Genomic DNA, 26,446 nt, shown 5'->3' on the forward strand with positions numbered 1-26,446 from the left:
TCCGAAGGTTGCGGAATAGTAAAGTCAATCAAAAGGGGAGAGGGCTAATTACATCAGGATCAGATTTATTTTATCGCAGCTGCTGAATTTTAACTGCTCGAAGTTAGACCGGATAAAGGAGTAAAATGCCAGAACGGAAAAATTTAATAAACTGTCTAGCCGAAGAATATTTTGTTTCTGTTAAACTTAGTGAAGCAATAGTAGCATGTCCCTTTTGTTGTCTCAGATCGCCTTAGGTGTCAGTCTTCTACGAAACAGAATGAAGATGATGCCAAGTAATATAACAATAGCCAAACCAATCCACCACCAATCAGTTTGGCTTTCTGATAAGTTAATGTGCTCAGAATTACCCATGATGATCATGTTAGCCCAATAGTAGGGCAAAGATTTTTCATGGCTGTTAAGCCTTACATAATTCAATTTTGCTTTCTGTAAGGCATCATCTTTTCGCATTCCCTGCGCAAGGTACTCATGAAACATGTTAGAAATTTCATATATGGCTTGTTCATCAGCTTTCCACAAAGTGGCAGCAACAGAAGGAACTCCGGCAGAAGCAAAGCCCCTGGCCAGGCTGTAAATACCTTCACCAGTTGCATTCTTGCCAACATTCGTTTGGCAGGCACTCAACACTACTAACTCAGTGGCCATGTTACGAGACAGCTGTAGTTCCGAAAGCCGAATAGCAGAGTCCTGCATAAACAACATGGGCTCGCGCTTACTGGTGTCTGCGCGGGCGTGGGAGAACACATTTACTATGCTATAGCCTGCGATGTTTTGAATAAAATTGTCTTTCGTCGCTTGTTTCTCCGTGAACAGTTTAGAACTGGGGTAATAGCTAGCTGTTTGCTGAAGAGAAACGGCTGCTTGTTTTAATTCTGCTAACTGGAGATAAGGCTGAAAATGAACGGGAGCGAAACCAATGAAGTTGCCTTCCGCTGGCTTGGAGGCAAACTTTTCCAACAGGTAACGAGACGAATAGACGTAACTGAATACATAATCATCAATAAGATAGCGCTTGCCCCGGCTATCTGTACACATCGCTTCAAATGGGATCAAGAAATTGTCGGCGCAAACAATGACTTTCCCTTCAGGCAGTTGCAATGGCTTAAATAAGGTGTTGTACAATTGATTTGATAATAAGGCAAAAGAACTGAAGTTATTATTCAAAGTCTGTTTTTCTGAACAAAACATAATAAAACGATTGAGCTGCTCCTGGTTAAATTTGTCTTTCGGGAGCTTTAGTATCCGGGAATTCTCGGGAGTGATGCTAAGAACATAGGAAGCTGAATCATTAATGAAATAATGAACAAAGGAAGCTTTGTTCAAGGCCAGGTATTGCTGTAAGGTATTCAAAGAAGGAACATCATCTGCATATTTATACTGGTAGTAGGCAGGATACCTTTTTTCTAAATTTTCTATATAGTTTTCGTAATCATTTTTTGCCTCGAGCAATTCAGCTCTTACTGTTTCCCGCTCCTGTGTTTCGGTTTCTAAGTTAATCCACTTTTGCTGAGCAGTGAGTACCCTATTTCTAAATTCCTGCTCTTTCACCATTTCAGACGGAGGTAATTTGGCAAAAGCGCCGAGCTCGTTCAATTTATCATTCAGCAGGACGGCTCGGCTTTTTTCCATAAAGAAAAATGCTAACCTGGTATTGTTAGCCAGATAAGAGGCCTCAATGGCATGCTCATACATCTTCTTTGTGTTACTCCGCCAAAAGAGTTTGGACTGCTCTCCATACTGTTCCCAGCGCATTAGATCTACGGCCTTATCTGCTAGTAGGTAAGTCTTTAAGGAGGAAGACAACAGTTTTTTACTGCATACTACTTTGTATTTGTCTAATAGTACTTCTGCTTTGTTAGCAAGAAGAGTAGATACATAATAGTCATTGGACGCCAGCTTTAACATGCTCAGAGTAGGATTGCTATGAATGGAGGTATCCTTGAACTGGATAGGAAATGTGTTCAGTGCCTTTTGATAAAACTGAAGGGCTTTATCAAAATCTTTCTCTCGCCAATAAACAGCTCCCATGTTGGTGTAGATCCCAGCTCGCAGATTGTCGTCATTCTGTTTATCAACCATCTCCAATCCCTGCTCAAAACAGGCCAAAGCATTCTGACTATCTTGTAGCTTATTGTCATATAGCAAGCCCAGGTCTAACATATCACGGGAACACTGAGCCCAATATGCTTGTGCTTTATTTAAATCGTAGGCTTTACGATAATATTGTATAGCTGCTTCTGTATCTCCTTTTTTGTTTAATATTAAAGCATAAACTGAATAGCTAGTGGCAAGCATCTCCGTTTCGCTATTTTCTGTAAGAATAGAAACAGCCTTTTTGATATTTTCTTCGGCCTCTTTAATAATATTTAATTCTGCCTGTGCCTGTGCTTTCTGAGAAAGGAGTAATGCTTCAGCAGTGGAATTTGCAGTTTTTCTTGCAAGTGAAATTCCATTTTCGGCTGTTTCTATCGACTTTTGATAATCACCAGTTTGAAAATAAGCAAAAGACTTTTGCTCAAAAGCAACTAAAGCCAGGAAACTTCTTCCAGGGAATTGGCTGCTGATGGAAATGCAGTTATTCCAGGATTGATGAGATTCTTCAGAAAGATAAACTGCGCTGTAAAAGGTACCGAGATTTAAGTAACTGTTTGCTAAGAATGATTTATCAGCGTACTCTTTACCCGATTTATTAACAGAAACAGCTTCTTTGGTAAAACGAATTGCCTCTTCAATATTTTGAGATTGGTAATATATGCTTCCTAACCTGTGAACGATCTGCGCATAAGTGCTATCCTTACTTTTATTGCATTTTAAAAAAATGCTTTGCAGTTGGTGTAGCTTTCTTAATTTTTCAGTGTTCTCATCAACTGCATCTCCTTCTATCTTTTTCAATTCATGGAACAATTCGATATTTGAAAGACACTGAGCCTGTATTTGCTGGTTCAGGGGCATCAGTGTCAGCAATAGAAAATATTTTACTAGTAGCTTAAGCATTACAGCAATTTACATAGTGGTGGCTTAAGAGTTCTTTTCTGTCACAGCACCTTCCTTTATTAGCTTTTGTGCCAGATCAGGTTCTTTGAACAGAATGGTAGGTAAAGCTCCCGTACTTGGCATGCTGGAAAGAGTATTGAAAAATTCCGATTTGGTGAGATTCGGTCTATACATACTCGTTGGACTATAAGATCCGATGACACCGGTTGCGATGGCAGTGGCAAAAGAAGAACCGCCTATTAGTTCGTTAGGCCTACTACCTGCAAAGGGCACTTGGAATTTCATGTCATTATCTGCCAGTACACCCAAATCAGCATATGTGTTAGAATAATTTTGTGTCGGGCTTACCGACTCTCTATCCGTGGTAGTAACTGTTATTATACTGTTTATATCACTGCTGAGGTGGCCTGGGTAAAAGTTATGAATGGCAATGTCACGCAACTGATCGTCTGTTAGCTCTTCACCAGGATACTGTAGTTCGTAAATTTTCCTGGCTATTATTTCTTCTTCTTTAAACTGATTTCCAGCGGCAGTAACAAAAAGTATTCCTTCCTCGTGAAGTTTGTGCTTTATTAAATTACTCAGGTAAGGAATCGGATCTTTGTAATAATAATAAAATCCCCAACTCGCATTAATGATATGTGCGCCTTTTGCGATGGCAAAGTGTATGGCACAAATAATTCCAAAGAGATCTCCTAATCCCTTTCTGTCATGCGTTTTCAGGGGCATAATCTTTACCCTGTTCTTAGGAGATTTTCGAAATTCATTTATAATATACTGGCTAACAATACTGCCATGCCTGCCACGGTGGTTATCAGAGAAATCCGGGCTCCCATACTGTTCCCCTGAGTCTTGGTCTACAAAATTCCAACCTGAATTAATTTTCTTATAACATTGCGATGCCCCGTTTTCCTCTTTTCCCTTCCATAAGTATTGAGGATCTACAAGTTTGGGGTCGAAACCTGTATCTAAAACAGCTACTATTAATTCTTCTTTCTCTTCGTCTACATCATCCTGCTCGGTGCAATCTTGAGGCTCAAACTTTAACTTTCCGATGGGATTCTGATTAAAATAGTTTAATGAATACTCTTCTCCAACTACAGGTGGTTTAGCTACAGCGCCTCCTCTCACCCCTTCAGTGTTGACAACTGTGTGTATGTTCCTTGCTTTAAATAATACTACAGGTATATCACAGTTGTCGCACTTGTAGGGAGTTATTTTACCAATATTAAATACTTTAGAATCACTATCATTTTCAAATGATTCAATAACCGTCTTAATTTTTTCATCTAGGTTTTGGAGAATAGAATTATCATCAAAATACACGATGATTTCATTCTCTTTAAATGATTTCTCCAGTATCTCTTTGTACTTTTTTTCTCCTTCAAAGTCTGTATCTATCCAGATAGGTGGCTTCTTGTTTGGTTGCTCGCCCTGCATATTATTCGCTTTTTGAGTTACATTTAAAACAATAATACTTATCCTAAAAATTACCTGCAGCCTTATTGCTATAGTTGTTCAATAGCAGTTAAGGAGTTGGAGTGCAGTGTTACCACGCAGAAGAAAAAATAAAAGGCCATTACATAGTTAAAATAAACTTGTTAGCATGGCAGTAGCTCTAAAATCTAAATAAGGGTGGTGCTAGTTTTTTTAGGTTTGGTGAGGTTCTGGTTTTATAGTGTATGTTAGTCCTTTAGTTCTTAGAACTTTTTTAATATTCAATATTTGCGCTGCAAACGGCTTATAAAGGAAGCTGAATTAACTTTTTTAAACTCTAAAGCGTTGTTATTAAGCTCTAGAATCGTTTCGCCAGAATCCTTTATGGCCATTGTTCGCATACAAAAAATAAAAACTTGTTTTAAGGCCATTTCTAGTTCAACCATATTTTGCACTTCTGCATATTATCCCTTGAGTTATGCAGTATATTGTATTTGAACTTCACAATTATTGGTAACGCATTGCTGAAAATTAGAATAAAACACATATTCAATGCTGTCTCCTTACTGAGTTGAACTTTAAATTCTAAGCCTAAAAGTATAAAAAGCTATTCTTTCTTTAGTTTAGAAGATTCAGACACTGAGTCAGCTTTCACTCCACTTGTAACCGTAACAAGTGATTCAGGTGCTGAAACTCCTTTGAGTTTACCTCTATTTTTGATAGTTGTTTTTGGTTTAGATACTGAACCAGCCGTCACTCCATTTGTTTTATTTGAAGAATGGGGGTTTGAAGGAGATGTTGAAATTGTACTATCATTGTCCGTAGAAGTTTGCGGTGCATTTAGTTCTGGCTCAGGCTTTCGTTTGTGATTTCCCATTTTTTTTAAATTTAGAATGTATGATTTAGTATAACTTTTAAATCCATTTAAAAAATATTTATTACAGCTTTCTGTGAATGAAGTAAAAGAAGCTAAATGATGTCATCTAGCACAAATTATAAAAATATATGATGATGTGACTTGTTTTATAATCTTTCTCAAATTCTTTCCAACCATTTCGTTGCTTCCCTGCTGCCTTCTGCTTCTTCTTTTACCACCTGCTGCAGCAGTTGCTTCGCCTCTTGTTTATCACCCTCTTCATTCCGTAGCATTAATGTAACTGCTTTGAGAAATAGACCGGGGTTGCTATATAAACTATCCACGCTAGCCAGTTCATCAAAGTGCTGCAAGGCTTTATCATATTCTTCTGTAGCAAGGTAAGTGAGACCAATGTTTCTTTTTGCTTCACTATTTTCGGGGTGATTATGGTACACACCCTTAAAATATTGCAGTGCTTTGCTGTATTCCTTATTGTTATAGGCAGCAATACCTAATTGAAGGCTGTCAGTAGAAGCATCCATTGTTTGACTCAACTGTTGTAAATGCTCATCAAAATAATTTTCAGCCAGACGCTGTGTACTCTGTTCTGGTTGAAATAAAACTATATAAGCAATAAGTAGCACTACAACACTTGCTGCTACAGCTACTGCAGTTCTGAAAAAATGAGAGGAGTATAGCTGGACTACTTTGCCTGTTTGCTGTTGGTTGGAATTAAAATATTTTTTATTAAGTGTTTGCAGTGAATTTCTTAATGCACTATCATTACTTGAATAGCCTTCATGAACTCGCATTTCTGTTTCAATTGCACGATACAAATAAAACTCACTGTATAGTTCTTTATCTGAAGAGAGCACAATCTCGAACTGTGACTTTTCTTCAAGGCTCATCTCTCCATTCAGGTAATCTTCGAATTTTTCATATAAATCGGTATTCATTTTATTACCATTTTAAAGAGCTGAATTGAGAAGACTGTTTCACCAACATGATTAATTTTGCCATGCACTCTGACTTTTTTTTCCTTGCATAGCCGTAAGTTACATGAAGTATTTCAGCCACCTCTTCCATTGATTTGCCACTCCAGCTTAGTCGAAGCAGCTCTTTACAAGTATCGCCTAGCTCTGCTATCTTTTCAGCAAGTAGGTTGTAGCGCTGCTCCTGCAAAATATAATCTTCAGCAAGCTTAAAACTATCTTCGCCTAATGCATATCCGTCGTCTTCTGTGAATGTCTCGTTTTTTGTTTTTCTTTTGTTCAGCTCATTCAACCACTTATTCTTACAAATCAAATAGAGAAAAGCATCTAAAGGGCAGGTCAAAATAAAGTCCTGTGTCTTTGCTTTATGATAAATAGATAATAAGGCCTCTTGAAAAATATCTGCAGCATCAGCTTCTGTTCCATTATTTTGTAAAACCATCCACTTTATTCTTCCAGAGAATTTTCGATAAATTTCATCAAGTAAGGTCACGTCATTTTTAAATAGTGCTTCTATGTACTTTTGATCCGCATGTTTCATCTAGACCTAAATTAAGCATAATATTACTTTAAACAGAATGAAAGTAAACATTTTCAGCCTCTTTTTTAATTTTAATTTGGCTCTTTTTTAAATAAATGGCTAATATATTCTCTTTCACTTTTGTAATTGCTATATATTAGTTTGAATGTAGACGTGATTATGTATAATTTTATTCTAATAATGCTAATTTATATAACATGTCAGCTCTATTGTTAAACGTCGTGGAAGTATAAAATGAGAGAGCAGTAGATTTTGAACATATAAAATTTAGATCAATTTCGAAACAGCGGAAAGAACCAAAAATATAACGCTCTTCCAAAGCCTGCCTACTCAAGCTTAACATCATTTCCTCCTTATAACCTTCACAAATTCAACATGATGCTAAACAGTCTTGTAAAGCTAATGATGTCTTGTTAATCAGGAATTCCATACAGTGTTTTGATATAAAACATGACAGGCAACAGCCCCTTTAATATTAATTTAAAATAGCTAGGAGAGCTTCCAGAACTCACTTATAAATCAAGGAACCCTGACAATTGTTACCTCCTCCAGGATTAAGTTAGTGGTGCTTGTATGATGTCAATAGCTGAATATTTGTCTGAGAAAACACTATTGTCTTCTGTGTTGTCACTTAAAATTAGTGGGCGCTTGCAATTATTTTGATTATCAACTAAGCAAGGAAAATAAGGAGCAGTTTTAAACTTTGGCGGAGGTAAGAAAAATAAAGTTAAAACTCAAGTTACATACTTTTGTCCTGTCCTCAACATGGGCGGGCTCCGGTGCTTATTTGGATCAGCGTCAAAACAGCCAGTCTTGATTAATTTTCTTGAAAAGTCATCTTCAGTGCCAAGAAATCAAAGAGTACTCTTAGCGCAGATACTTTCGAAAGTAGCGAGTTCTCTACCTAGGCTGCTTGCCTGCCAAAGTCTTATCGAAGGAAGGAGATTTCTCCATACTCAGAACCGATTGTTGTGTGCAAATTGTGTGCACATAAAAAAACACTTACAAGTTTCACCTCGTAAGTGCTTGATTATCAAGTGGGCCCACCTGGAATCGAACCAGGCACCTACTGATTATGAGTCAGTTGCTCTAACCGAATGAGCTATAGGCCCGTTCCCTTAAAAGGCATGCCTTTCTTTGATTTGGGAGTGCAATTTTACATATTTGCATTCAATATGTCAAACAGAAACGAAAATATTTTTACGTGGATCTGACACAAATAAAGAATATAATCTTCGACCTGGGCGGTGTCATCATCAACCTGAACTATAACAAGAGTATCGAAGAGCTGCAGAAACTGTGCAAAGAAAACTGCAGCATTGCCTATAGCCAGAAAGAGCAGACTAAACTGTTCGACATGTTCGAAACAGGTGCCAGTTCACCCGAAGAATTCCGACGGGAATTACGCGCCACTTACGGCATCACCGCGCCAGACGAGGAGATAGACGCCGCCTGGAATGCCATGTTGCTGGACATCCCACAGGAGCGCATTGACCTGCTGCTGGAACTGGGGAAAAAGTACCGCATCTTTCTGCTAAGCAACACCAACGCCATCCATATGAAGCGCTTCAACGACATTGTAGCCCATAGCTTCACTATTCCGAGCCTGGACTCGCTGTTTGAGCAAAGCTATTACTCCCACCTCATCGGGAAGCGCAAACCCGATGCAGCGGTCTTCGAAGACATTATGGCCATGAACAGCCTGAAGAAAGAAGAAACGCTGTTTATCGACGACAGCATTCAGCACATTGAAAGTGCACACAAAGTGGGGCTGAACACCCTCCACCTGCAGCCACCACTTACCATAAACGAAGTATTCAGGGATGTTAAAATCTAAGCAGCAGCACAATTATTTTCTTCACCTGCTGCTTTTCTGTATTACGTTCATCACCACAACTGTTGCTGGTACGGAGTGGCGCTACGGAAAGCTCTTCTTTTTTGGCCCGGAAGGCTTCGACTGGACAGGAACTATTACGTGGGCAGAGTTTGCAGGCGGCCTTTACTTTTCACTGCCCTTTTTAGGTGTGCTGACTGTTCATGAGTTTGGCCACTATTTTACAGCCAGGTACTACCGCACCAACGTCACGCTGCCTTATTACATCCCCCTGTGGTTCGGCATTTCCTTCTCGTTGGGCACCATGGGAGCCTTTATTAGGATAAAGGAGCGCATTTTCTCACGACAGCAGTTCTTTGATATTGGCATTGCCGGTCCGCTGGCTGGCTTTGTGGTAGCTGTTCCGCTGCTCTTCTACGCCTTTACGCACCTGCCGCAGCAGGAGTATATTTTTGAAATACACCCGGAGTACAAGCGCTTTGGGCTTGATTACGCCAAGTATGTGTACCAAGAGGGAATGGGAAGCTTTTCTCTGGGTAAGAACCTCCTGTTTATGGGTTTCGAGCAGTTTGTGGCCGACCCGGAACTGGTACCGAACAAGTATGAGGTTATGCACTACCCCCTGGTATTTGCGGGTTACCTGGCGCTTTTTTTCACCGCATTGAATCTGCTACCTATTGGCCAGTTGGACGGTGGCCACGTGCTGTACGGGTTGATTGGCTACAGGCAGTTTAACCGCCTCTCTCCCATCTTCTTCACCATGTTCATACTCTATGCCGGCCTGGGCATTATTTCGCCTTATACTGAGCCTGTGTGGGCGGAGGAGCTACTGGTGGTTTTTGCCCCTTTTAGTTACTGGGCGCTCTGGAAAATATTAGACGACAGGCGCAAGGGACTGGCTGCGGCGATGGCGCTGCTGCTGCTGCAATACGGTTTTTCAGAACTTCTCCCTGAACTGGCTGGCTACATCTGGTTGTGGACTTTTTACGTCCTGTACCTGCTGTTCGTGCTGAAACCCGCAACGCCAACCTTGGCCTACACCCTCTACCTGACAGCCTTTGTGGTGCTGGCACAGTTGCTGATTTCCTTTGTTTTCCCGGAAGCAGATGGGTACAGTGGCTGGCTGGTGTTTGGCCTCCTCCTTTCGCGGGTGATGGGAATTTTTCATCCCTCCTGCCCTGATGAACGGCCGCTCACGCCTATGCGAAAGGCACTCGGGATACTGGCGTTTGTCATCTTCCTGCTCTGCTTCAGCCCATCGCCATTTATCATTGAATAAAAAAGAAGCCATCCCTATAGGGATGGCTTCTTCATAAACTCTACAAATAGTAGGCAGCTTATTTAGTTAATATCATGCGGTTGGTAAACACTTTGTCTCCAGCCTCAACACGATAGATGTATGTTCCGCCGGGCAGGTTGCCCGCTTCGAAGTCTACAGAATAGTTGCCTGTTTTCAGGCTTTCTGCTACCAGCGTTTTCACTTTCTTGCCCAGCACATCATACACCGCTACCTGTACCGGTCCGTCCTGTGGCACCACATAGCTGATGGTTGCTCTGCCAGAGAATGGATTTGGATAGCTGTATACGCGCTCCTCTGCCTGCACACCTGAAGCAGCAACAGCCGTTGAGCTGTCTGAAGCTGAAAGGGGCTGTGTGCCCGCATTCCACTGTGCGTGTGTGCGTGTTATAATAACTGCGAAATCGGCACGTGTAACATCCTGCAGTGGCTTAAAAGTAGCGTGCAGCATTGGCTCCAGGTCATACGGCCCTTGTGTCAGGGAGTAATAGGCATTGATCAGGTTCAATTCCAGCGCTACACTCACATAGCCTTCCAGACCGGCAGGGATTTCGGCAGCATCCTCAATAGGATAACTAGTACCGTTCACTTCAACTGTCAGTGTTTTACCGTTGCGCTCTAATGCAAACTCCTGTAAGCCCAAAGCCTGCACCAGCGAGTAAGACAACTCAGCCCGGTTTATTTTTCCGTTAGGAGAGAATTTACCTGCAGCTGCAGGAAGCATGATGCCCGCAAACTTATGCGCTCTATCGCGTATAGCACCGCCTTTTGCTACAATTGATTCAGCCAGCAGGTTTCTCTCTTTTACATCTGTTAAGGTGAAGGCACCATTCACTGGCAGGAACTGACGAATGCCCTCTCCCATCATCAGGTAATCAGCCAAATCAATGCGCTTCAGAAGTTCATCCGGCTTATAGGCACCACCTGCAAGCCCATCTGCTAACCGGGCACTCACAGCCATTTTAATAGAGGCTTCCGCCGGGTGTCCGGCAATATCATTAAGCCCGGTGGTGCCTGCTGCTGCCATCATGTTCACAACACCCTTTATCTGCTCGGGGAAAGCCACACCATTCAACCCTGAAATCTCAGCTGTCCAGGTACCTGCTTCCGGAGAGGCTACTGCAACACCACGGTCGTAGCTCAGGGCGAATAACACTGGTATGCCAGCACTTGTTCTCACACCACTGGGGGATATAAGCGACAGCCTTACCGGGTTACCTGTTTCTCCCTCAACACCTTCTGTTCTAATTTTGGCCTCTAAACCGGTTGTGCCTGCTGCCACATTAAAGGTATAAGTATTTGTAGCAGGAGTGGCAGGGTTATAATCTATGATGAAGTTCTCTGATAAGGTATTTGTATTGACATTGCTATTGAACGTACGGTTTAGGTTAAGCGTGGATCCATAAGGAGCAGAAGCTCTGAAGGCCCTGTCAATAGCTGCATAGGCGTTCACATACCCTGCACCCACTTCCCATGAGGCACGGTTCGGAATGTTGGTAGCTGTTTGCTGCAGTATTTCCTTTACCTGTGCCACTGTAAGCGTAGGATTTGCATCCAGAATCAGGGCGACAATACCAGCCACATGCGGAGCTGCCATAGAGGTTCCGCTTTTATGCGTGTAATATGGCACATGTGCCGGATCCATGGCATCTATGTCCTGCTGAGTAGAAAGCACCGTAAGTGGCTCCGTGACCTTAGCAGAAATGATGTCTACGCCAGGAGATGTTACGGTTGGGCGATCCTCCCAGGTGAAAGCTTTACCATCCAGCGTAAAAGAGCCTCCTTTGCCTTTGATACCTCTGGAAGAGAAGCTGGCAAGGCGACCAAACTTATCGCCGGCGGCTACTGCAATAACCCATGGTGCTTTTTTATACTGGCCGGTCATAGTACCGGAGCCAGGGCCGGAGTTACCTGCCGAGAACACCACAACAATGTTGCGATCAACGCAGCGTTTGGTAGCAAGTGTAATAGGGTCTGCAGGATTTACTTCGGTGCCTGTATCGCTGGTAGTACCGAAAGAATTGGTAATCACGCGAATGTTGTAGGTAGCCTGATTGATGATGGCATAGTCAAAGCCGGACAGCACATCCAGCAGCAAAAGCGCTGCCCCAGAACCGTAGCCCACCAGACCAGCGCCCGGAGCTACACCTTCATACTTACCCGACGAAGCCTGGCCTGTACCACCTACAATACCGGCTACGTGTGTGCCATGGCCACCGGTAGCGTCAGTGTTCGGTACATTTTCCAGAGGAGTATACGGAAGTATACCGGATACGGAATTCAGGTTGGTGGCAGCCGTTACGTTCTGCTTCAGATTCTTGCCGAACTGTAGGTCAGGGTGTGTTCCATCTACACCACTGTCATTTACCAGTACGCCTATGTCTTTTCCTGAAACAGGGAAGCCGCCATTCTGGGATGTAAATGTCGTTTCGTTTCGTGCTTTGTCTACGCCTGTCAGTTCAGTGGCACCATCGCCCTCGTAACGGAGCGATTCGTTCAGGTAAAGCGACAGAACCCTGGAATTCTTTGCCAGTGCTTCAACCTGCGACGCTGTTGCCAGCACTCCGGCTATTGGAAGCGCTTTCAAGGTTAAACCATTTACAATACCAGCCTGCGTGAGTGCTGAGATATCCAGAAGAGTTGGAGCTGCTTCTCCTTTAAAAGTGACTACTACCTGTACGGGGGTGATTCTGTCGGTAATAGCTGCTTTGAGTTTCGGATCGACGAAGGCTTGTGCAAAAATGTGGCTTACCGTCAGAATGCAGAAAGCAACAGCAATTAGAAGTTTTCTCATAAAATTGAAGGGTAAAAAGTATGACATAAAATGCTTTAGGTGAGAATAAAATCTAAATACGAGAATACTTTTAGAGCAGATTTCGAACATTCTAACATAAAGTTTCCTTTTTAACCTTTTCTTCCGGCTTTACGAGCTACTATAGTTCTTCCGTTATACAGGTTCGCTTGTTGTTCATGACCATCCTATACATCATAGAAAACTTACGAGGCTGAATGCAATTTTATATTGTTCCTATAGCTGCGTCTTGCCTTATGAGGCAGATTGTAACATCGGGTACAGAAACAAAAAAGGGTAGAAAGGCTTAATGCCTTTCTACCCTTTTTTGTTTCAATGCAGTACTTACCTAATACCTGCGCGAGTATTTATCCCTGGTACGCCAGAATACCACCCAGCAGGTTGCGCACATTTGTGAAGCCCTGCTGCTGCAGGAAGGCTTTAGCGTTGGCAGAGCGGGCACCGGAGCGGCACTGAACAATTACTTCCTGCCCTTTGTAATCTTCAATGTCGTCGAGGCGCATCGGGAGGGTGCCTAGCGGAATGTTTTTTGCACCGGCAATATTTGCTTCCTGGTATTCCCAATCCTCCCGCACATCTATAATAATAGGAGTTTCCCCTTTGTTCAGGCGCTCCTTCAGTTCTTCTGCTGTGATGTCTTGTGATGAAGTAATCATAGTTTAGTCAGTATTAGTTTTTTATTGACAATAGCTTTCCTTGTTTGAATACGCAAAGTATAAAGTCCCGGTGCCAGGTGGCGCAGGTTAACTGGCTGCGAAGGGCCGGCATACGCCTGGCTATACACCTGCTTTCCGGTAATATCAAATACGGTTACCTGCTCATATGGGTCATTGATAAACACCTCACCTCTGGACGGATTAGGGAACACGCGCATCGTAGCCGCGGCTAACTCATCTTCGATACCCAGAGGTGCCTCACCCACCAGCACAGGTCGCATCATGATGGCTCCTTCAAGTGTTGTTTCTGCCACCCATCCCCCTGAGGGAGTATAAGTGAAGCGGCGATCTGTTGCCCTTTCGTTTTTATCGAAACCGATATTTAGAAAGGCATTTCCTCCCTGCGACCAGCCAATATAGAAGCTTTCTTCCACCGGAACCAGTTTTGTGAGCTCCACCTCGTAAAATTCATTTAGCGTATCAGTGTACTGTATCTGGAAACTCTGCTGATGAAGCACTTCCCCCGGCAGACCATCGGCATCGGCCCACACTTTGAAAATAATAGAAGAACCGGCCAAATCTCTACCTACGCGTGGGAAATGAACCCGAAAGGATTTTAACTGATCTGGCTGGTTCAGTTCATACCGTTGCGCCACCTGCACATTTCCTGTGCCCAGGAAGCTAAAACCTGCTTCTGCCGTACCATCGTCGTAAGCAAAATAGTCAGCGAAAATGGTTTTGCGTTCGGTGCTGTCGTTTGCGCGCTGCAGTTGGTCCTGTTCTCTGGTATCGAGTCGGATGCCGTGGAGCAAAGTAAAAGGTCCATTCGGTGGCAACGTAATCGCAGCTAAGGTTGGAGTTCCCGTAATCGGGTATTGCCAGGCAGCAGCCGGAATTAGCGCCTGTTCGCGCAAAAAAGTGTCTGCGGTCGCTTCATTTAATAACTTGATATAACCGCGCCAGCTGATAGCTCCCGGTAAGCCACCCAGGTTGTTTGCTGTTGCCCGCACCTCTTGTGCCAGTTCACCAGATGGGTTGGCCAGGAACTGCCTAGCAGGCATGGCAGTATAATGCTCCAGCAGTTTACTTACACCCTCACTGATAGCAATATCGCGTGTGGTGTTCTGCCCTTTGCGGCGGTTCTTATCGAGCACAACGTAATCCAGGTTCCAGACATCAGCCAGGCCATTGCGCTGCCCTACGTTCTGGAAACGGAACTGGAAATCGTTGTGGAAATATCTGGGTTCCAATAAGCCGAAAAATGCCTGTGCAAAGTCAGATACCACGCCCAGCGCCGGCTGTCGCCACACTTCGCGCCAGGTGCCGGTATTGTCTTTAAACTCCAGTTGCAGGTAGCGCAGGTTACTTTCTGTCAGGTCTGGCACGTCACCCAATCCACCAGACTGCCAATAGAAACTCAGGTAAACTGAATCTGTTGGGCTGAGGCCGCCTAAAAGGATAGGCTCTGATGTAAGCGTGTCGGAAGCCCCGGCACCTGTGGAACCGGGAGCATATGGCTGTCCGAAGGCATTAAGACCATCAAAAGAGGCTACATTTATTGTGACAGGTTCAAATGCAAAACGATTGTTGATGAACACGCCCCCATTCTGCCAGCGCGATGGATCAGGCACCACCTGGGCGGCGGCAAAGTCATCGAAGAAAGGAAGAGAAACTGCTGCAGCTGCTGCTATGCGCAAAGGCTTTGCTGTTACGTTCCGCTGTGCCTGCCGTACCTCCTGTTGCAGTGGTTGCAGCACAGCCTGTGCCATGGCTGTAGCTCCACTCAGAAGAACGAAAAGAATAAATAACAGCGCATTTCTCATATTCCTGCTTTATCTCTACAACGAAAGTGCCCGCCATTTCTGGCAGGCGCTTGTTCTTTTTTTCTTTTGTGTTAGTCGATTCCCTGTACCGGCTCCTCACCAGCTACCCAAAGGTCTACCAGTTCACCCACCCGAATTTTAGCACCTACCTCGGCAAAAGGGCGCTGTTTCAGCACGGTGCCATCCGGTTCGTTGCTGCCCTGCACATAAATGATGTTTCCGATTTGAAGCCCCTGCCCTACCAGCAGCACAGAAGCCTCGTCTACTGGCATTCCGATTACTTCCGGCACTTCGAACTCTGTATTTCCCAGGCCATCACCCACATGCAGATCTACTATCGAGCCTTTCGGAATCATTTCGCCGGGCTTTACTTCTTTGCCATTCACAAATTGCTTCAGCACCGCGTTCTGCTGCAGGTCAGGCACTGGGGTAATCTTTCCTTTCTTCAGGTCGTAGCTTTTCAGGATGAGTTCCGCATTCTTTACCGAGCCGTCTATCAGCTTCGGCATTTTAATCATCGGCGGATTTTTCATGTTCACGCTGATGTAAATTTTACGGTTCTCCTTCACACTAGCTTCCGGTGCCGGGTCCTGCGTCAGGATGGTGTAAGGCGCTAAATCAGAGTTATAGCTGGAGTCATTGATGAAGTACCGCAGGCTGTGTTCTTCCAGCAGATCCTCCGCATCTGCCAGTTGCATGCCCTCTATCCGTGGCACCGCAATGCTCTCACCGTGGTTGGTAGTGGAAGGCAGGTAATAATAAAAGAAGCCGATTATCAAGGCCACCATCACAACTGCCATCAGCAGCAGGTGTATGAGAACACTTAAAAAAGATTTCGCTTTGAACATGAGTTTTTGTGATTGTTAAATTGCCTGGTTGTTGAATTGTTGTTGCTGAGTTGCTAATCGTTTCAACCGTTATTTCCAGACATTCAACTGTATATTTTTGAATTTCTTACTCTACATTTTACTTCCGCTGACACAGTGCCTGGTGGTGAAGACACCATTAAAGGCAAAAAGCTACTTTGTCATTGGTACCAAAGGTAGAAACCTGAATTTCTTAATGCTTTCATTATATATCAGATTCCTCCCTTTGGTCGAGATGACAATCAACATTGCCTGCCGGATATGGTAAAAACACCACCAAGGGCAAGCTATAGGCAAAACTTTCTAACTTTATTGCATCACCTTCATACGGTTGCGTTCTATGCCAAACTGCAGGATCCGGTTGATGAAGTCGTATGGTTTGTAGCCGTTGATGGCGGTCTGGTGGAAGATGCAGGTAGCCGGGGTCATACCTGGAAGAGAGTTCACCTCAATGATGATGGTCTCCACCTCGTCGTTCTCCAGAATGCGTACAAAGGCATCGATGCGGGCGTACCCTTCTATCTGCAAAATCTGCGCCACACGCCTCAAATCCTCCTTCACCTTATCTGATATCTTCTGCCGGCGTTCCGGGTCAGCAGCATAACGTGCCGGTGTAATGTTTTGGCCTTCGCCCGCCAGAAACTTTTCCTCCAGAGAAAGGACCTCCCCTTCTGCCAGCGCTTCAGAAGCCTCGAACACCTCATAATCTACTGTGCCATCAGCGCCATACTTGGTAAGCAGGCCACCTGTTACCTCGAGGAAGTGCTTCGCTCCATTTCTGGAAATCAGAGTTTCTACCAAAAAGCCTCCTTTGTTGGGAAACTCCTCTTTGAAACCAAGTGATAAGGTGCGAGCACATTCGGTGTCCAGTTCCTCCAGTTCACGGAACATCAACGTAGAGAAAGCCTCTAACTCGCGGCGGTTCTTAATTTTCTTTACTGCAGAACTACAGCCATCATCCGCAGGCTTGGCAATGAACGGATAAAGAAACTCTGCCTCTATACTTTGGAAAAAGGCCTCTTTGTCATTCAGCCAATCTTCCTTGAAAGCCATCTGGTGTTTTGCCACCGGCACGCCATGTTTGGCAAGTATCTCGTTGGTTTCATACTTGTTGATGGTGATGCGGGAGGAACGGATGCCGGAACCGTTGTAAGGGATGTGCAGCTTCTCCAGTTCCGTCTGCAGGGCACCATCCTCGCCGGGGCGGCCGTGCAGAGCAATGAACACGGCATCCACCAGGTTTTTCAATTGTGCATATGTGATGCGCTGCGGCTCCTGCAGGCTGCGTCCGGTGTATTTGCGCGTGATGCTCTCCGCTTCTTCTATTATCTGCGCCAGTACCGGGTGCGGCTTTCCACCTTGCTCAAAGTACTGTATCTTCTCCTTGATATCGTCTGCATTGTCCTTCAGCATGATGTTTACAGGGATAGTATACAGACGATGCGACTCGTTGCTGCCCGTCAGGAAGATAGGCAGCGGCTCATACTTTGTAGAAGAAGATAGCTTTTCATAAATGTTACGGCCGCTCTCCACAGAGATGTGTCGCTCTGAGGAGTAACCACCCATAATCACACCCACCCGTACTTTATCCTGGCGATGTGCCTGCTCATCTCTGATAGCGCCATCCAATTGCTGTAGCAGTCGCGTGAGCTTCACGGTGTCCTTGCCGGACTTCAGGCGCTCAGCCACCGACGTACGGATAATATAAGTCAGGAACTGCGATGGGTTGAGGCCGATTTCAGCTGCCTGATGGAAGAAGAACGACGACGGCAACATACCAGACGTTGTATTCGGGTCGTTCAGGAATATCTCGCCGCTTTCTGTGATAAAGCCATCTAAACGGGCATACACATTAAATCCGAAGTTTTTATAGAGTTTGCTGCAGGCCTGCCGGATTTCCTGGATCTGCTCTGTCGGTAGGTTAATAGGCGTAATCTTGCGGCTCAGGCCAGGTAGGTATTTGGAACGGTAATCGAATACCTCGCTGCCCTTCACAATTTCGGTTGGAGGCAAGGCCAGCGCCTTCCCTGATTCATCCTGTACCACGATACAGGAGAACTCCTTGCCTTTGATGAAGGCCTCTACCAGGATCTGCTGTTCGTGCTCAATATTCGTGAGGGTGATGCTGTCGGTGTCAGGTTTACTGAATGTCTCGTTTATGTGCTTCAGCAGTTCTTCCGGGTGGTACAGGATAGTACCATCCTGCAGGAGCACCGGCATCCCAATTCCCTCCCGGATGTCCACCAGTTGGCGCATGCTGGCCACCTGCTGCTCCTCGCCTAACGCCAGCCACTGGCTCTTCTGTATGGTTTTGGTGAAGAAGCTACGCTCTACGCCTGCCTCAAACAGGGCAAAATCATTTTCCTTGATAATAGAAACACCAATAGAAGAACCCTGATGCGGTGCCTTTAAGACCAATGGCAGGCCCAGTTTCTCTACCAGCTGCTCGAATATTCTTCCGCGCTTTGTCTTGTCAGACCAGTCGCTGTATTGAATTGTGCTGTAATCAGGCGCAGGGAAGCCGTGCTGCTTCAGCATCTCTTTCTGCGCAGCCTTGTCAATGCCTATCGCGGAAGGCAGAATACCAGAGCCGGAATACGGAATATGGTACCACTCCAGCAGTCCCTGTATACTTCCATCCTCCCCATAAGGGCCGTGCAGTGCCAGGAACGCGAATTCGAAGTGCTGCTTAAACTCATGCGGCATCAGGCGCTTGCCCGCTTTGGCGATAATGGCATCCTGCTCGGCAATGCTCAGTTCGCCCAGCGACTCCATGTATATCTGCAGGCCGTGCTCCGTCTCCGGCAGGGCCTCCACCGGCGGGTAGAAATCCCGGATAGTGCCTTTGTAGATATACTGCCAATCCAGTAATATAAAGTTGCCGAGGCTGTCCACGAATACGGGAACGGCCTCAAACAGGGCTTTATCTAAATTATCATAAACCGTACGGCCTCCTGCAAACGAAATCTCACGCTCACGCGACGGCCCACCGAAAATTATTCCTACTTTCATTCCTGCAAAGGTAACAAATTTAGCCACTACTTCTGCAACACGCAGTTGCTTGTGAAGCTAACGATTTTTGATGTTTTAACGGTTTATTTTCAGCATTCTTTGAGCAATTAAGAGGTTTAAGAACAAGTAAATTCAGCAAATACTCCTCTCTTTTGTCATCCTGCAAAGGATCTTGTGGGCAAGCCGCAATAGCTTAACCTCCCTTCTACCAAGTTTCTTTCAGAATGACAGTTTGTTTTATCCTTTTTCATTCATTTGTTTATCCCCTACAAGATTAGCTCCCAAGAGGGGAATTTCAGCATAGAACGAAGATTCCCCACCTCGGAGAGGTTAGGGGTGGGTTCTTTTCACACATAGAAAGTCGCAACTTGAGTTTTATGTTAGAATAGGTGATTTACAGTACTCCAGCGTATACTACTTCTCCTGAATACTCCACCTCCCCTTCCTTCCATGGTGAATATCTATTTTTACTATATTTGCTACAGCAACAAAAATCTCTAAATAACGAACAACGAGTATCGGATAACGAAACCCATTTTACTTCATGAAAACCATAGACCAGTATAACTTTGCCGGAAAGAAGGCATTGGTGCGCGTGGATTTTAACGTGCCTCTCGACGAAAACTACCACATAACCGACGATAACCGCATCAGAGCGGCAGTGCCTACTATCCAGAAAATCCTGAATGACGGAGGCGCCGTGATACTGATGTCGCACCTTGGCCGGCCGAAAGGCGGCCCTGAAGACAGATACTCGCTGACTCACCTGGTAAGCCGCCTGAAGGAAGAATTTAACACCACCGTAATGTTCGCCAACGACTGTATAGGTCCGGAGGCTGTTACACTGGCGAGTGCCCTGAAGCCGGGCGAAATTCTGTTGCTCGAGAACCTCCGCTTCCACAAGGCCGAGGAGAAAGGTGATCCTGATTTTGCAAAACAGCTGGCTGCCTTAGGCGATGTGTACGTGAACGATGCCTTCGGAACTGCGCACCGTGAGCATGCCTCTACAGCGGTGGTAGCGCGTTACTTCCCGAACGACAAGGTGGTGGGCTATGTGATGCAGGCCGAACTGGAAAATGCCCGCCGTGTGCTGGAGAATGTAGAGCGGCCTTATACCGCCATTATGGGAGGTGCCAAAATCTCTGATAAAATCCTGATCATCGAGCGGCTGCTGGACAAAGTGGACAACCTGATTATTGGAGGCGGTATGTCTTATACTTTTGTAAAAGCAGATGGCGGCACCATCGGCTCCTCGCTGGTAGAAGAAGACAAAGTGGATCTGGCGGCACGCTTAATTGCCATGGCCCGTGAAAAAGGGGTGCAGCTGATGATTCCGGTAGACTCTGTGGTTGCCGATGCCTTCAGCAACGACGCAAACATCGACACCTGCCTGAGCCATCACATCAAACCAATGTGGATGGGACTGGATATAGGCCCTAGCGCCCGCGAGCAGTATGCTGCCGTTATCGCCAACTCAAAAACTATCCTTTGGAACGGCCCGATGGGTGTATTCGAGATGTCAAACTTCTCTGTAGGCACTGAGGCTGTGGCCGAGGCCGTAGTAGAAGCAACAAGTCGTGGGGCATATTCATTGATAGGTGGCGGAGACTCTGCTGCCGCTGTAAACCAATTGGGCTATGCCGACCGTGTGTCCTACGTATCGACTGGTGGTGGTGCGCTGCTGGAATACATGGAAGGTAAAACACTTCCGGGTGTTGCTGCCATTGAGCGCAACGATTACTAAGCTTCTGCGAATAAGATATAATCAGAATTAGGGAATCCCCTGCTGCTGCTAAGTGACAGGGGATTCTCCTTTATGAAGGAAATCTGCGTAAGTACCAATGCCTTTTACTTTTTCACATCCAGCCATTGTTTTGCCATGCTGTTACCTACCCCAGAGATGGCGCTCATTAACAGGCCTGGTTGCTGGCAGCGTAGTGCCGGATTTTGAGATGTTCCTGCGGATGAAGGCTTTGATCACGTTCAGCCATACCTGGCACAGCATTTTCTGGTTTAATCTGCCTTTAGCCCTTGTGCTTTGCTTTCTGTTTCATCTTTTAGTGCGAAATCCGCTCATTAGTCACCTTCCTCTTTTCCTGAAGCAGCGGCTAAACAGTTTCAAAGGCTTTAACTGGACACAACATTTCCGTCAGCAAACCCTTGTGGTGGTTGTTTCCATACTCATTGGCATTCTCTCACATTTCTTCTGGGACAACTTCACACACCACTATGGCATATTCCTTCAGTGGTTCCCCGCTTTGGCACAGGACGTGGTTTTAGGTGAATACAGGCTGCCCCTGTACTTTTTGCTTCAGATTGGCTTCTCTGTACTTGGTGGGCTTGCGGTGCTCTACGCTATGCTGCTTCTTCCTGTAAAAAGAACATACAACCATACATATCAGACGCTGAAGTACTGGGTGCTGCTAATAACCATTACTTTACTCATCACTGCTATCAGGTACATGACTGGCTTAAGCTTCAGCTATTTCCCGAATGTGGTTGTGGTTCTCATTTCTGCCGGGTTACTCAGCCTGCTGCTAACATCCTTCCTAATCAGGGACAGGTAAAACTGATTTCCCTCCCAACTACTGCTGATTCATGCTTGCCTTCGTGCTAAGAGCTTTCTTCGGGATGAGTTCTAAGGTATAGGCCATTCCAAGATATGTACCCTCACCCATGGTCATCATTCACTTCCAGCCAGTAGCCGTCCGGGTCCTGGAAAAACACCTGTCGGATGCCATCGGATCGATGATTCGGTGTTCGGGGGTCTCCTGCAAAGTTTCCGTAAGGGATGTGCAACTCGTCGAGGTTTTCCATAAACTCATTTAAAGACGCAACACTGAAGCAGAAGTGGGTGTTCTTTTCATGTTCCACTGCCTGTGGGGCACCCTCTATCAGGTGCAACTGGCTGCGCCATCCGGTGCTGAACCAAACATGCAGGCCGTCTTTGAATGGCTCCGGTATCTGGCGAAATTGCAGGACCTCCTCATAAAAATTCACACTTCGGTTAAGGTCGTGCACATAAAGTGCAATGTGGTTGATGGTAGCGGTTATAGGATGCATAAAGCAAGTTTCTTGGCTCCAGCGCCTGCGGTTTGCAGAAACTGGAGCCGTCACACAATGAAATGCCACAAATTTGAGACAAAAAAGCAGGCAATACAACTAACTACTCCACTCCTGGTAAACACTTCAGCCCATTTTTAAGTATTTCATGTAACAAAGCTGCCGTGGGAGAATTTACTTTCCCATGTACTGAATATCAACGTTATTTCTTGCTGTTTGTCTTCTCCTAAATCCTGTTTCTTATGCTACTATCTGCGACAAATAAAATCCTGAGAACAGTATTTGCCTGTTTTCTTGTGCTGGCCAGCCGCTCTGTTATGGCCCAGGAGCCGGTAAATACAGCGAACCGTGAAGTAGTTTTCCAAGGTGTCAACGTCATACCGATGGACAAGGAGCAGGTGCTCCAGGACCAGGTAGTGGTGGTGAAGGACGGCGTTATCAGCGCGATGGGCAAACCCGGTAAAGTGAAGTATAGCAAAGATGCCTTGGTTATAGATGGCAAGGGCAAGTACCTGATGCCAGGGCTGGCGGAGATGCATGCCCATGTGCCTCCCGTAAATGAACTGGAGTCGATGGAGGAAGTGCTGAAGCTTTTCGCACTGAAGGGCATCACGACCATCCGCGGTATGCTGGGCCACCCGCGCCACCTGGAACTGCGCGATAAGATTCAAAGTGGCCAGCTTATCAGCCCCCGCTTTTATACCTCAGGCCCTTCCTTTAACGGCAACAGCGTGAAGACACCGGAAGAAGGCGCTGAGATGGTGCGCCAGCAGAAGCAGGCAGGATACGATTTCCTGAAGTTGCACCCCGGCCTTACACCGAAAACATTTGCAGCCATCTCTAAAACAGCCAAGGAAGTGAACATCCCGTTTGCCGGCCATGTGTCCTATAACGTGGGTGTCTGGCGCGCCATTGAAAGTGGCTACGCGTCTATTGACCACCTAGATGGTTTTGTGGAGAGCCTGGTGCCGGGCCTTGACACCATTCCGGAGCAACAGGCAGGTCTGTTTGCCATGTACATTGCGGACCAGGCGGATGAGACCCGAATCCCGAAACTGGTGAATGGACTCCGGGAAAACAATATTTGGGTGGTTCCTACGCAGGCCCTTGCAGAGCGTTGGATTGCAGCCGACAAAGACCCGGAGATGCTGCGCAAGGCACCGGAAATGAAATACATGGCACCTAAGACATTAGATAACTGGGTATCTACAAAAAAGAACCTGATGCAAAACCCAAAGTATGATGCGGCGGAGATTGCAGACTATATAGACCTTAGGAAAAAGTTGATTTATGAAGCAAACAAGAACGGCGTTGGGCTGCTGCTTGGCTCTGATGCGCCCCAGGTATTTAATGTGCCGGGCTTCTCTACGCACCATGAGTTAAAGTATTTAGTGGATGCAGGACTCACCCCTTACGAGGCCCTGCGCACCGGAACCGTGAACGTGGGCCGCTACCTGAACCGCCCGGACATCGGCACCATCAAATCAGGGGCCGCCGCAGATTTAGTTTTGCTGTCGGGCAACCCGCTGGAACAGATTGAGAATACGCAGAAGATAGAGGGTGTACTGGTTGGTAAGCGCTGGCTTCCTAAAAGTTATATTGAGGAGGAGTTAAAGAAATTAGAGAAGCGGTAGTACCTGTTCAACTTCCAAAACCTTTATCAAGCTAAAAGCCCCTCCAACCGGAAGGGCTTTTCATTTTCTACACTTTAAGTATAGCTTATGCTTTCTTCGGATTCAGGATATTCTCAATCCTGAAAATAGCGTCATCTATATGATACCGGCTGAGGTCGTTGTTGTAGCGGCTTTGGGCACTTCTCAACTGTCGCTGCAGCTTTACAAGCTCTCCTCTAACAATAGAACGGATATCGGACTGGCTGATTTCTACTGGCGTTCCGTAGTTGCGGTTGCTACGGGCCGGCTCTGTGTTCAGCAGGTAATTCATGCGGTCGAGGTAAGCCTTTTGCAGGTTTCGGCGGTAAATGTCGATCTTGGCACCGCTGTAAATTTCGCTCCAGATGCCGCGCTGCAGCTGGCGCACCATGTCCAGGGCATTGTAGTTCACCTCATTCACCTCGTTCTCCATCAGGCGTGCCATTCTGTCTGCCGAAAGCAGGTTGTTCAGGTGGCGCTCCTGCAGGTTGCGGATGCTCTCCACATAGTTGGCATGGTGAATGTTACGGCTGATGTTTGTCTGGTGCAGCCACTCCGGCGACGTAAAGGCATTCTTCAGTAGCCAGTCCATCGACTCAGCCTGTGTTTTGCCTGTTACAGGTGTGAATATGTACCCTTTCTGCTCCGGCTTCAGGCGGCTTTCGTGCACTCCACCCAGGTTGGTGACCACGTGGCCGATGTAGCGGCTCCAAACGCCGAGCAGTTCGCCGTAGAGCTCTTCGAGGTCGTTGTAGTCATTCGTTCTGGCTGCTGTCCACTGATACAGGTTAGGGGCCACGCGCTTCAGGTTTTTCAGGCCATAGGTGCTGGACTCAATCACATTGGCGCCTATACCTTCTGTCTGGCTTTCCGGATCGTAGCCGCCGCTTCCACTGCCGAACTGGTACATTGGGTTGCCTGTTTTCTCGGTTATCCATTTATTCAATGTCGGTACTTCCGCTTCGGCACTTTTGGCATCCGGCAGGTAGCGGTAGCCCCAGTTAATGGCATAATGGTCGTAAGGGCCCAACTGGCGAATAAACCGGATATCTTCATCGCCTGGCTGCGCGATGTAGTTGTAGCGGGCATAGTCCATAATCGTGGCCGCAATGCCGTACTTCTGCGTGAATGCCCCTGATCGAAGCGAGTCTGTCGGATAGGCGGCGCTTGCTTTCATGTTGTGCGGCAAGCCAAGGGCGTGTCCTACTTCATGCGTAATCACCTCCAGCATCATCTCCCCCAAATCTTCAATAGGTGTTTCGAGGGTGCGGGCTTTTGGATTGGCAGCTCCGGTTTCCAGTAAGTACCTGTTTCTGTAAGAGCGCAGGTGGTTGTGGTACCAGATAATATCACTTTCAATAATCTCCCCGGAACGCGGGTCAGATACACTCGGTCCAACGGCATTGCGGGTAGTGCTGGCCACATACCTAATCACCGAGTAGCGCACATCTTCCGGGCTGAAATCCGGGTCTTCCTCCGGCGAAGGCGGGTCTTTAGCGATAATGGCGTTCTTGAAGCCAGCTGTTTCGAACGCTTTCTGCCACTGCTCCACACCTGCTTTTATATAAGGTCGCAGTTTGGCAGGAGTGGCTGGGTCAAGGTAATAGACGATCGGCTTCACCGGCTCAACCAGTTCGCCGCGCTTATAAGCTGCTATATCTTTGGGCACTAACTTCCAGCGGCGGATGTACGATTTCTCGTCGGCTTTAAAGGCCTCAGATCCATAGTCAATCTGTTTGATGTTAAAGTAGCCCACGCGGTAATCGTTGATACGGGGCTGCATCGGCACTTTCGGCAATAAGACCATCGACTGGTTCATCATTAAACTGATAGAACCCGTGGCAGAATTGGTGGGTGGCTCAGCAGCCTCATACGTGAAGTCCTGCTTCACCTCTATGTTCTGCGGAAAGCTCTTCATACTAAAGATGAAGCTGCGGGCATCATCCAGCTTATTTACTTTATAGGTCCTGCGCATATCAGCATCCAGCCCGCTGATAGCTTTCACATCGCTGGCGAAGAACTTGGTCACATCAATTACATACGCTGATGAGTCTTTGGACAAGGCAGCGATATCGAAGGCATAGATGGTTGGCTGGTAGTTGTTGGCCTGCACCGAAAGGCTGATAGGCAGGGAATCAGCCGCAACGGCATTATAAGACTTCGTCTTCAGCACGATTTTGTCGTTAAACTTCTGCCACTCTACCATCTGTTCATTTACAGAAGAACCGGCATTCACGTAGCCGCCGCCCAACCCGGACGGAAGGCTTGCAAACCGGCTAATCCACAGGAAATCACGCTTCAGCAGCGAATCAGGAATTTCATAGTAGTACTTGTCTCCTACTTTGTGCACGGTAAAAACGCCCTTGTCTGACACTGCGTCTTTTGTGATAACCTCGCTGTAGTTTTTGATACCGCTCCTGGAGGCAGGTTTGGGTTTATCGTTGTTCTCTGTTTTGGCAGCGGCAGTGGGTTGTTGCGCCGCAGCTTCTTTAGTAGTGGAACAGGATGTTTGGGTGATAGCCACGAGCATGGCAAAACTAATGGCTTGGTAAAGCTTTCGCATTCGGTATTAGATTATTGAAACAAAGAGTAACAGCTAAACTGCCCG

General features: G+C 46.1%; 17 protein-coding genes and 1 tRNA gene. 5 read left to right on the forward strand and 13 right to left on the reverse strand.

The window, feature by feature from the left end:
- Nucleotides 1–222 precede the first annotated feature (222 nt).
- The 6 genes from ACFS7Z_RS08195 to ACFS7Z_RS08220 all read right to left on the reverse strand — a co-directional run bounded on the left by ACFS7Z_RS08195 (nucleotide 223) and on the right by ACFS7Z_RS08220 (nucleotide 7,935).
- On the reverse strand, nucleotides 223–2,997 hold the full coding sequence (locus ACFS7Z_RS08195; protein WP_377483240.1) for a CHAT domain-containing protein: 2,775 nt from the start codon (nucleotides 2,995–2,997) through the stop codon (nucleotides 223–225).
- 24 nt (nucleotides 2,998–3,021) lie between these two features.
- Entirely contained in the window at nucleotides 3,022–4,437 is a 1,416-nt protein-coding gene (locus ACFS7Z_RS08200) for a S8 family serine peptidase (RefSeq protein WP_377483242.1), read from the reverse strand.
- A 604-nt stretch (nucleotides 4,438–5,041) separates the two neighbouring features.
- Nucleotides 5,042–5,311, reverse strand: coding sequence for a hypothetical protein (locus ACFS7Z_RS08205; RefSeq protein ID WP_377483244.1), 270 nt, complete (start codon nucleotides 5,309–5,311; stop codon nucleotides 5,042–5,044).
- Between the two features lie 158 nt (nucleotides 5,312–5,469).
- Nucleotides 5,470–6,246 carry a tetratricopeptide repeat protein gene (locus tag ACFS7Z_RS08210; RefSeq protein ID WP_377483246.1) on the reverse strand — a complete coding sequence of 259 codons (777 nt, stop codon included), beginning with the start codon at nucleotides 6,244–6,246 and terminating at the stop codon, nucleotides 5,470–5,472.
- Between the two features lie 4 nt (nucleotides 6,247–6,250).
- Complete coding sequence (locus ACFS7Z_RS08215; RefSeq protein WP_377483248.1) at nucleotides 6,251–6,823, reverse strand: RNA polymerase sigma factor; 573 nt, start codon at nucleotides 6,821–6,823, stop codon at nucleotides 6,251–6,253.
- Nucleotides 6,824–7,861: 1,038 nt separating this feature from the next.
- Nucleotides 7,862–7,935, reverse strand: a tRNA-Ile gene (locus ACFS7Z_RS08220).
- Between the two features lie 92 nt (nucleotides 7,936–8,027).
- Between ACFS7Z_RS08220 and ACFS7Z_RS08225 the strand changes: the two genes are divergently transcribed.
- Both ACFS7Z_RS08225 and ACFS7Z_RS08230 read left to right on the forward strand, forming a co-directional pair.
- Nucleotides 8,028–8,660 carry an HAD family hydrolase gene (locus tag ACFS7Z_RS08225; protein WP_377483250.1) on the forward strand — a complete coding sequence of 211 codons (633 nt, stop codon included), beginning with the start codon at nucleotides 8,028–8,030 and terminating at the stop codon, nucleotides 8,658–8,660.
- Nucleotides 8,647–9,936 carry a site-2 protease family protein gene (locus tag ACFS7Z_RS08230; RefSeq protein WP_377483252.1) on the forward strand — a complete coding sequence of 430 codons (1,290 nt, stop codon included), beginning with the start codon at nucleotides 8,647–8,649 and terminating at the stop codon, nucleotides 9,934–9,936. The genes ACFS7Z_RS08225 and ACFS7Z_RS08230 overlap by 14 nt, the downstream gene beginning before the upstream one ends.
- Before the next feature lie 58 nt (nucleotides 9,937–9,994).
- Here the strand turns inward: ACFS7Z_RS08230 and ACFS7Z_RS08235 are convergent, their stop codons facing one another.
- From ACFS7Z_RS08235 to ACFS7Z_RS08255, 5 genes are all read right to left on the reverse strand, one after another.
- Nucleotides 9,995–12,748, reverse strand: coding sequence for a S8/S53 family peptidase (locus ACFS7Z_RS08235; protein WP_377483254.1), 2,754 nt, complete (start codon nucleotides 12,746–12,748; stop codon nucleotides 9,995–9,997).
- 365 nt (nucleotides 12,749–13,113) lie between these two features.
- On the reverse strand, nucleotides 13,114–13,422 hold the full coding sequence (locus ACFS7Z_RS08240) for a rhodanese-like domain-containing protein (RefSeq protein ID WP_377483256.1): 309 nt from the start codon (nucleotides 13,420–13,422) through the stop codon (nucleotides 13,114–13,116).
- On the reverse strand, nucleotides 13,419–15,245 hold the full coding sequence (locus tag ACFS7Z_RS08245; RefSeq protein WP_377483258.1) for a T9SS type A sorting domain-containing protein: 1,827 nt from the start codon (nucleotides 15,243–15,245) through the stop codon (nucleotides 13,419–13,421). The genes ACFS7Z_RS08240 and ACFS7Z_RS08245 overlap by 4 nt, the downstream gene beginning before the upstream one ends.
- A 71-nt stretch (nucleotides 15,246–15,316) precedes the next feature.
- Entirely contained in the window at nucleotides 15,317–16,093 is a 777-nt protein-coding gene (locus ACFS7Z_RS08250) for a PASTA domain-containing protein (protein ID WP_377483260.1), read from the reverse strand.
- A 327-nt stretch (nucleotides 16,094–16,420) separates the two neighbouring features.
- Entirely contained in the window at nucleotides 16,421–19,123 is a 2,703-nt protein-coding gene (locus ACFS7Z_RS08255; protein ID WP_377483263.1) for a D-alanine--D-alanine ligase family protein, read from the reverse strand.
- Nucleotides 19,124–19,667: 544 nt separating this feature from the next.
- Between ACFS7Z_RS08255 and ACFS7Z_RS08260 the strand changes: the two genes are divergently transcribed.
- Complete coding sequence (locus ACFS7Z_RS08260) at nucleotides 19,668–20,867, forward strand: phosphoglycerate kinase (protein WP_377483265.1); 1,200 nt, start codon at nucleotides 19,668–19,670, stop codon at nucleotides 20,865–20,867.
- Between the two features lie 97 nt (nucleotides 20,868–20,964).
- Nucleotides 20,965–21,690, forward strand: a complete 726-nt coding sequence (locus tag ACFS7Z_RS08265) for a DUF4184 family protein (RefSeq protein WP_377483267.1) — start codon at nucleotides 20,965–20,967, stop codon at nucleotides 21,688–21,690.
- A 103-nt stretch (nucleotides 21,691–21,793) separates the two neighbouring features.
- Here the strand turns inward: ACFS7Z_RS08265 and ACFS7Z_RS08270 are convergent, their stop codons facing one another.
- Nucleotides 21,794–22,186 (reverse strand): VOC family protein, encoded by a 393-nt coding sequence (locus tag ACFS7Z_RS08270; RefSeq protein ID WP_377483270.1) that lies wholly within the window; start codon nucleotides 22,184–22,186, stop codon nucleotides 21,794–21,796.
- 242 nt (nucleotides 22,187–22,428) lie between these two features.
- Here ACFS7Z_RS08270 and ACFS7Z_RS08275 point away from each other — a divergent pair, with 242 nt between their 5' ends.
- The gene (locus ACFS7Z_RS08275; RefSeq protein WP_377483272.1) at nucleotides 22,429–23,820 is read left to right on the forward strand and encodes an amidohydrolase family protein; all 1,392 of its coding nucleotides are present in this window, start codon (nucleotides 22,429–22,431) and stop codon (nucleotides 23,818–23,820) included.
- Between the two features lie 85 nt (nucleotides 23,821–23,905).
- Here the strand turns inward: ACFS7Z_RS08275 and ACFS7Z_RS08280 are convergent, their stop codons facing one another.
- Nucleotides 23,906–26,401 carry a zinc-dependent metalloprotease gene (locus ACFS7Z_RS08280; protein WP_377483274.1) on the reverse strand — a complete coding sequence of 832 codons (2,496 nt, stop codon included), beginning with the start codon at nucleotides 26,399–26,401 and terminating at the stop codon, nucleotides 23,906–23,908.
- Nucleotides 26,402–26,446 lie beyond the last annotated feature (45 nt).

The organism is Pontibacter toksunensis, assembly GCF_042686245.1.
GTDB classification, from domain to species: domain Bacteria; phylum Bacteroidota; class Bacteroidia; order Cytophagales; family Hymenobacteraceae; genus Pontibacter; species Pontibacter toksunensis.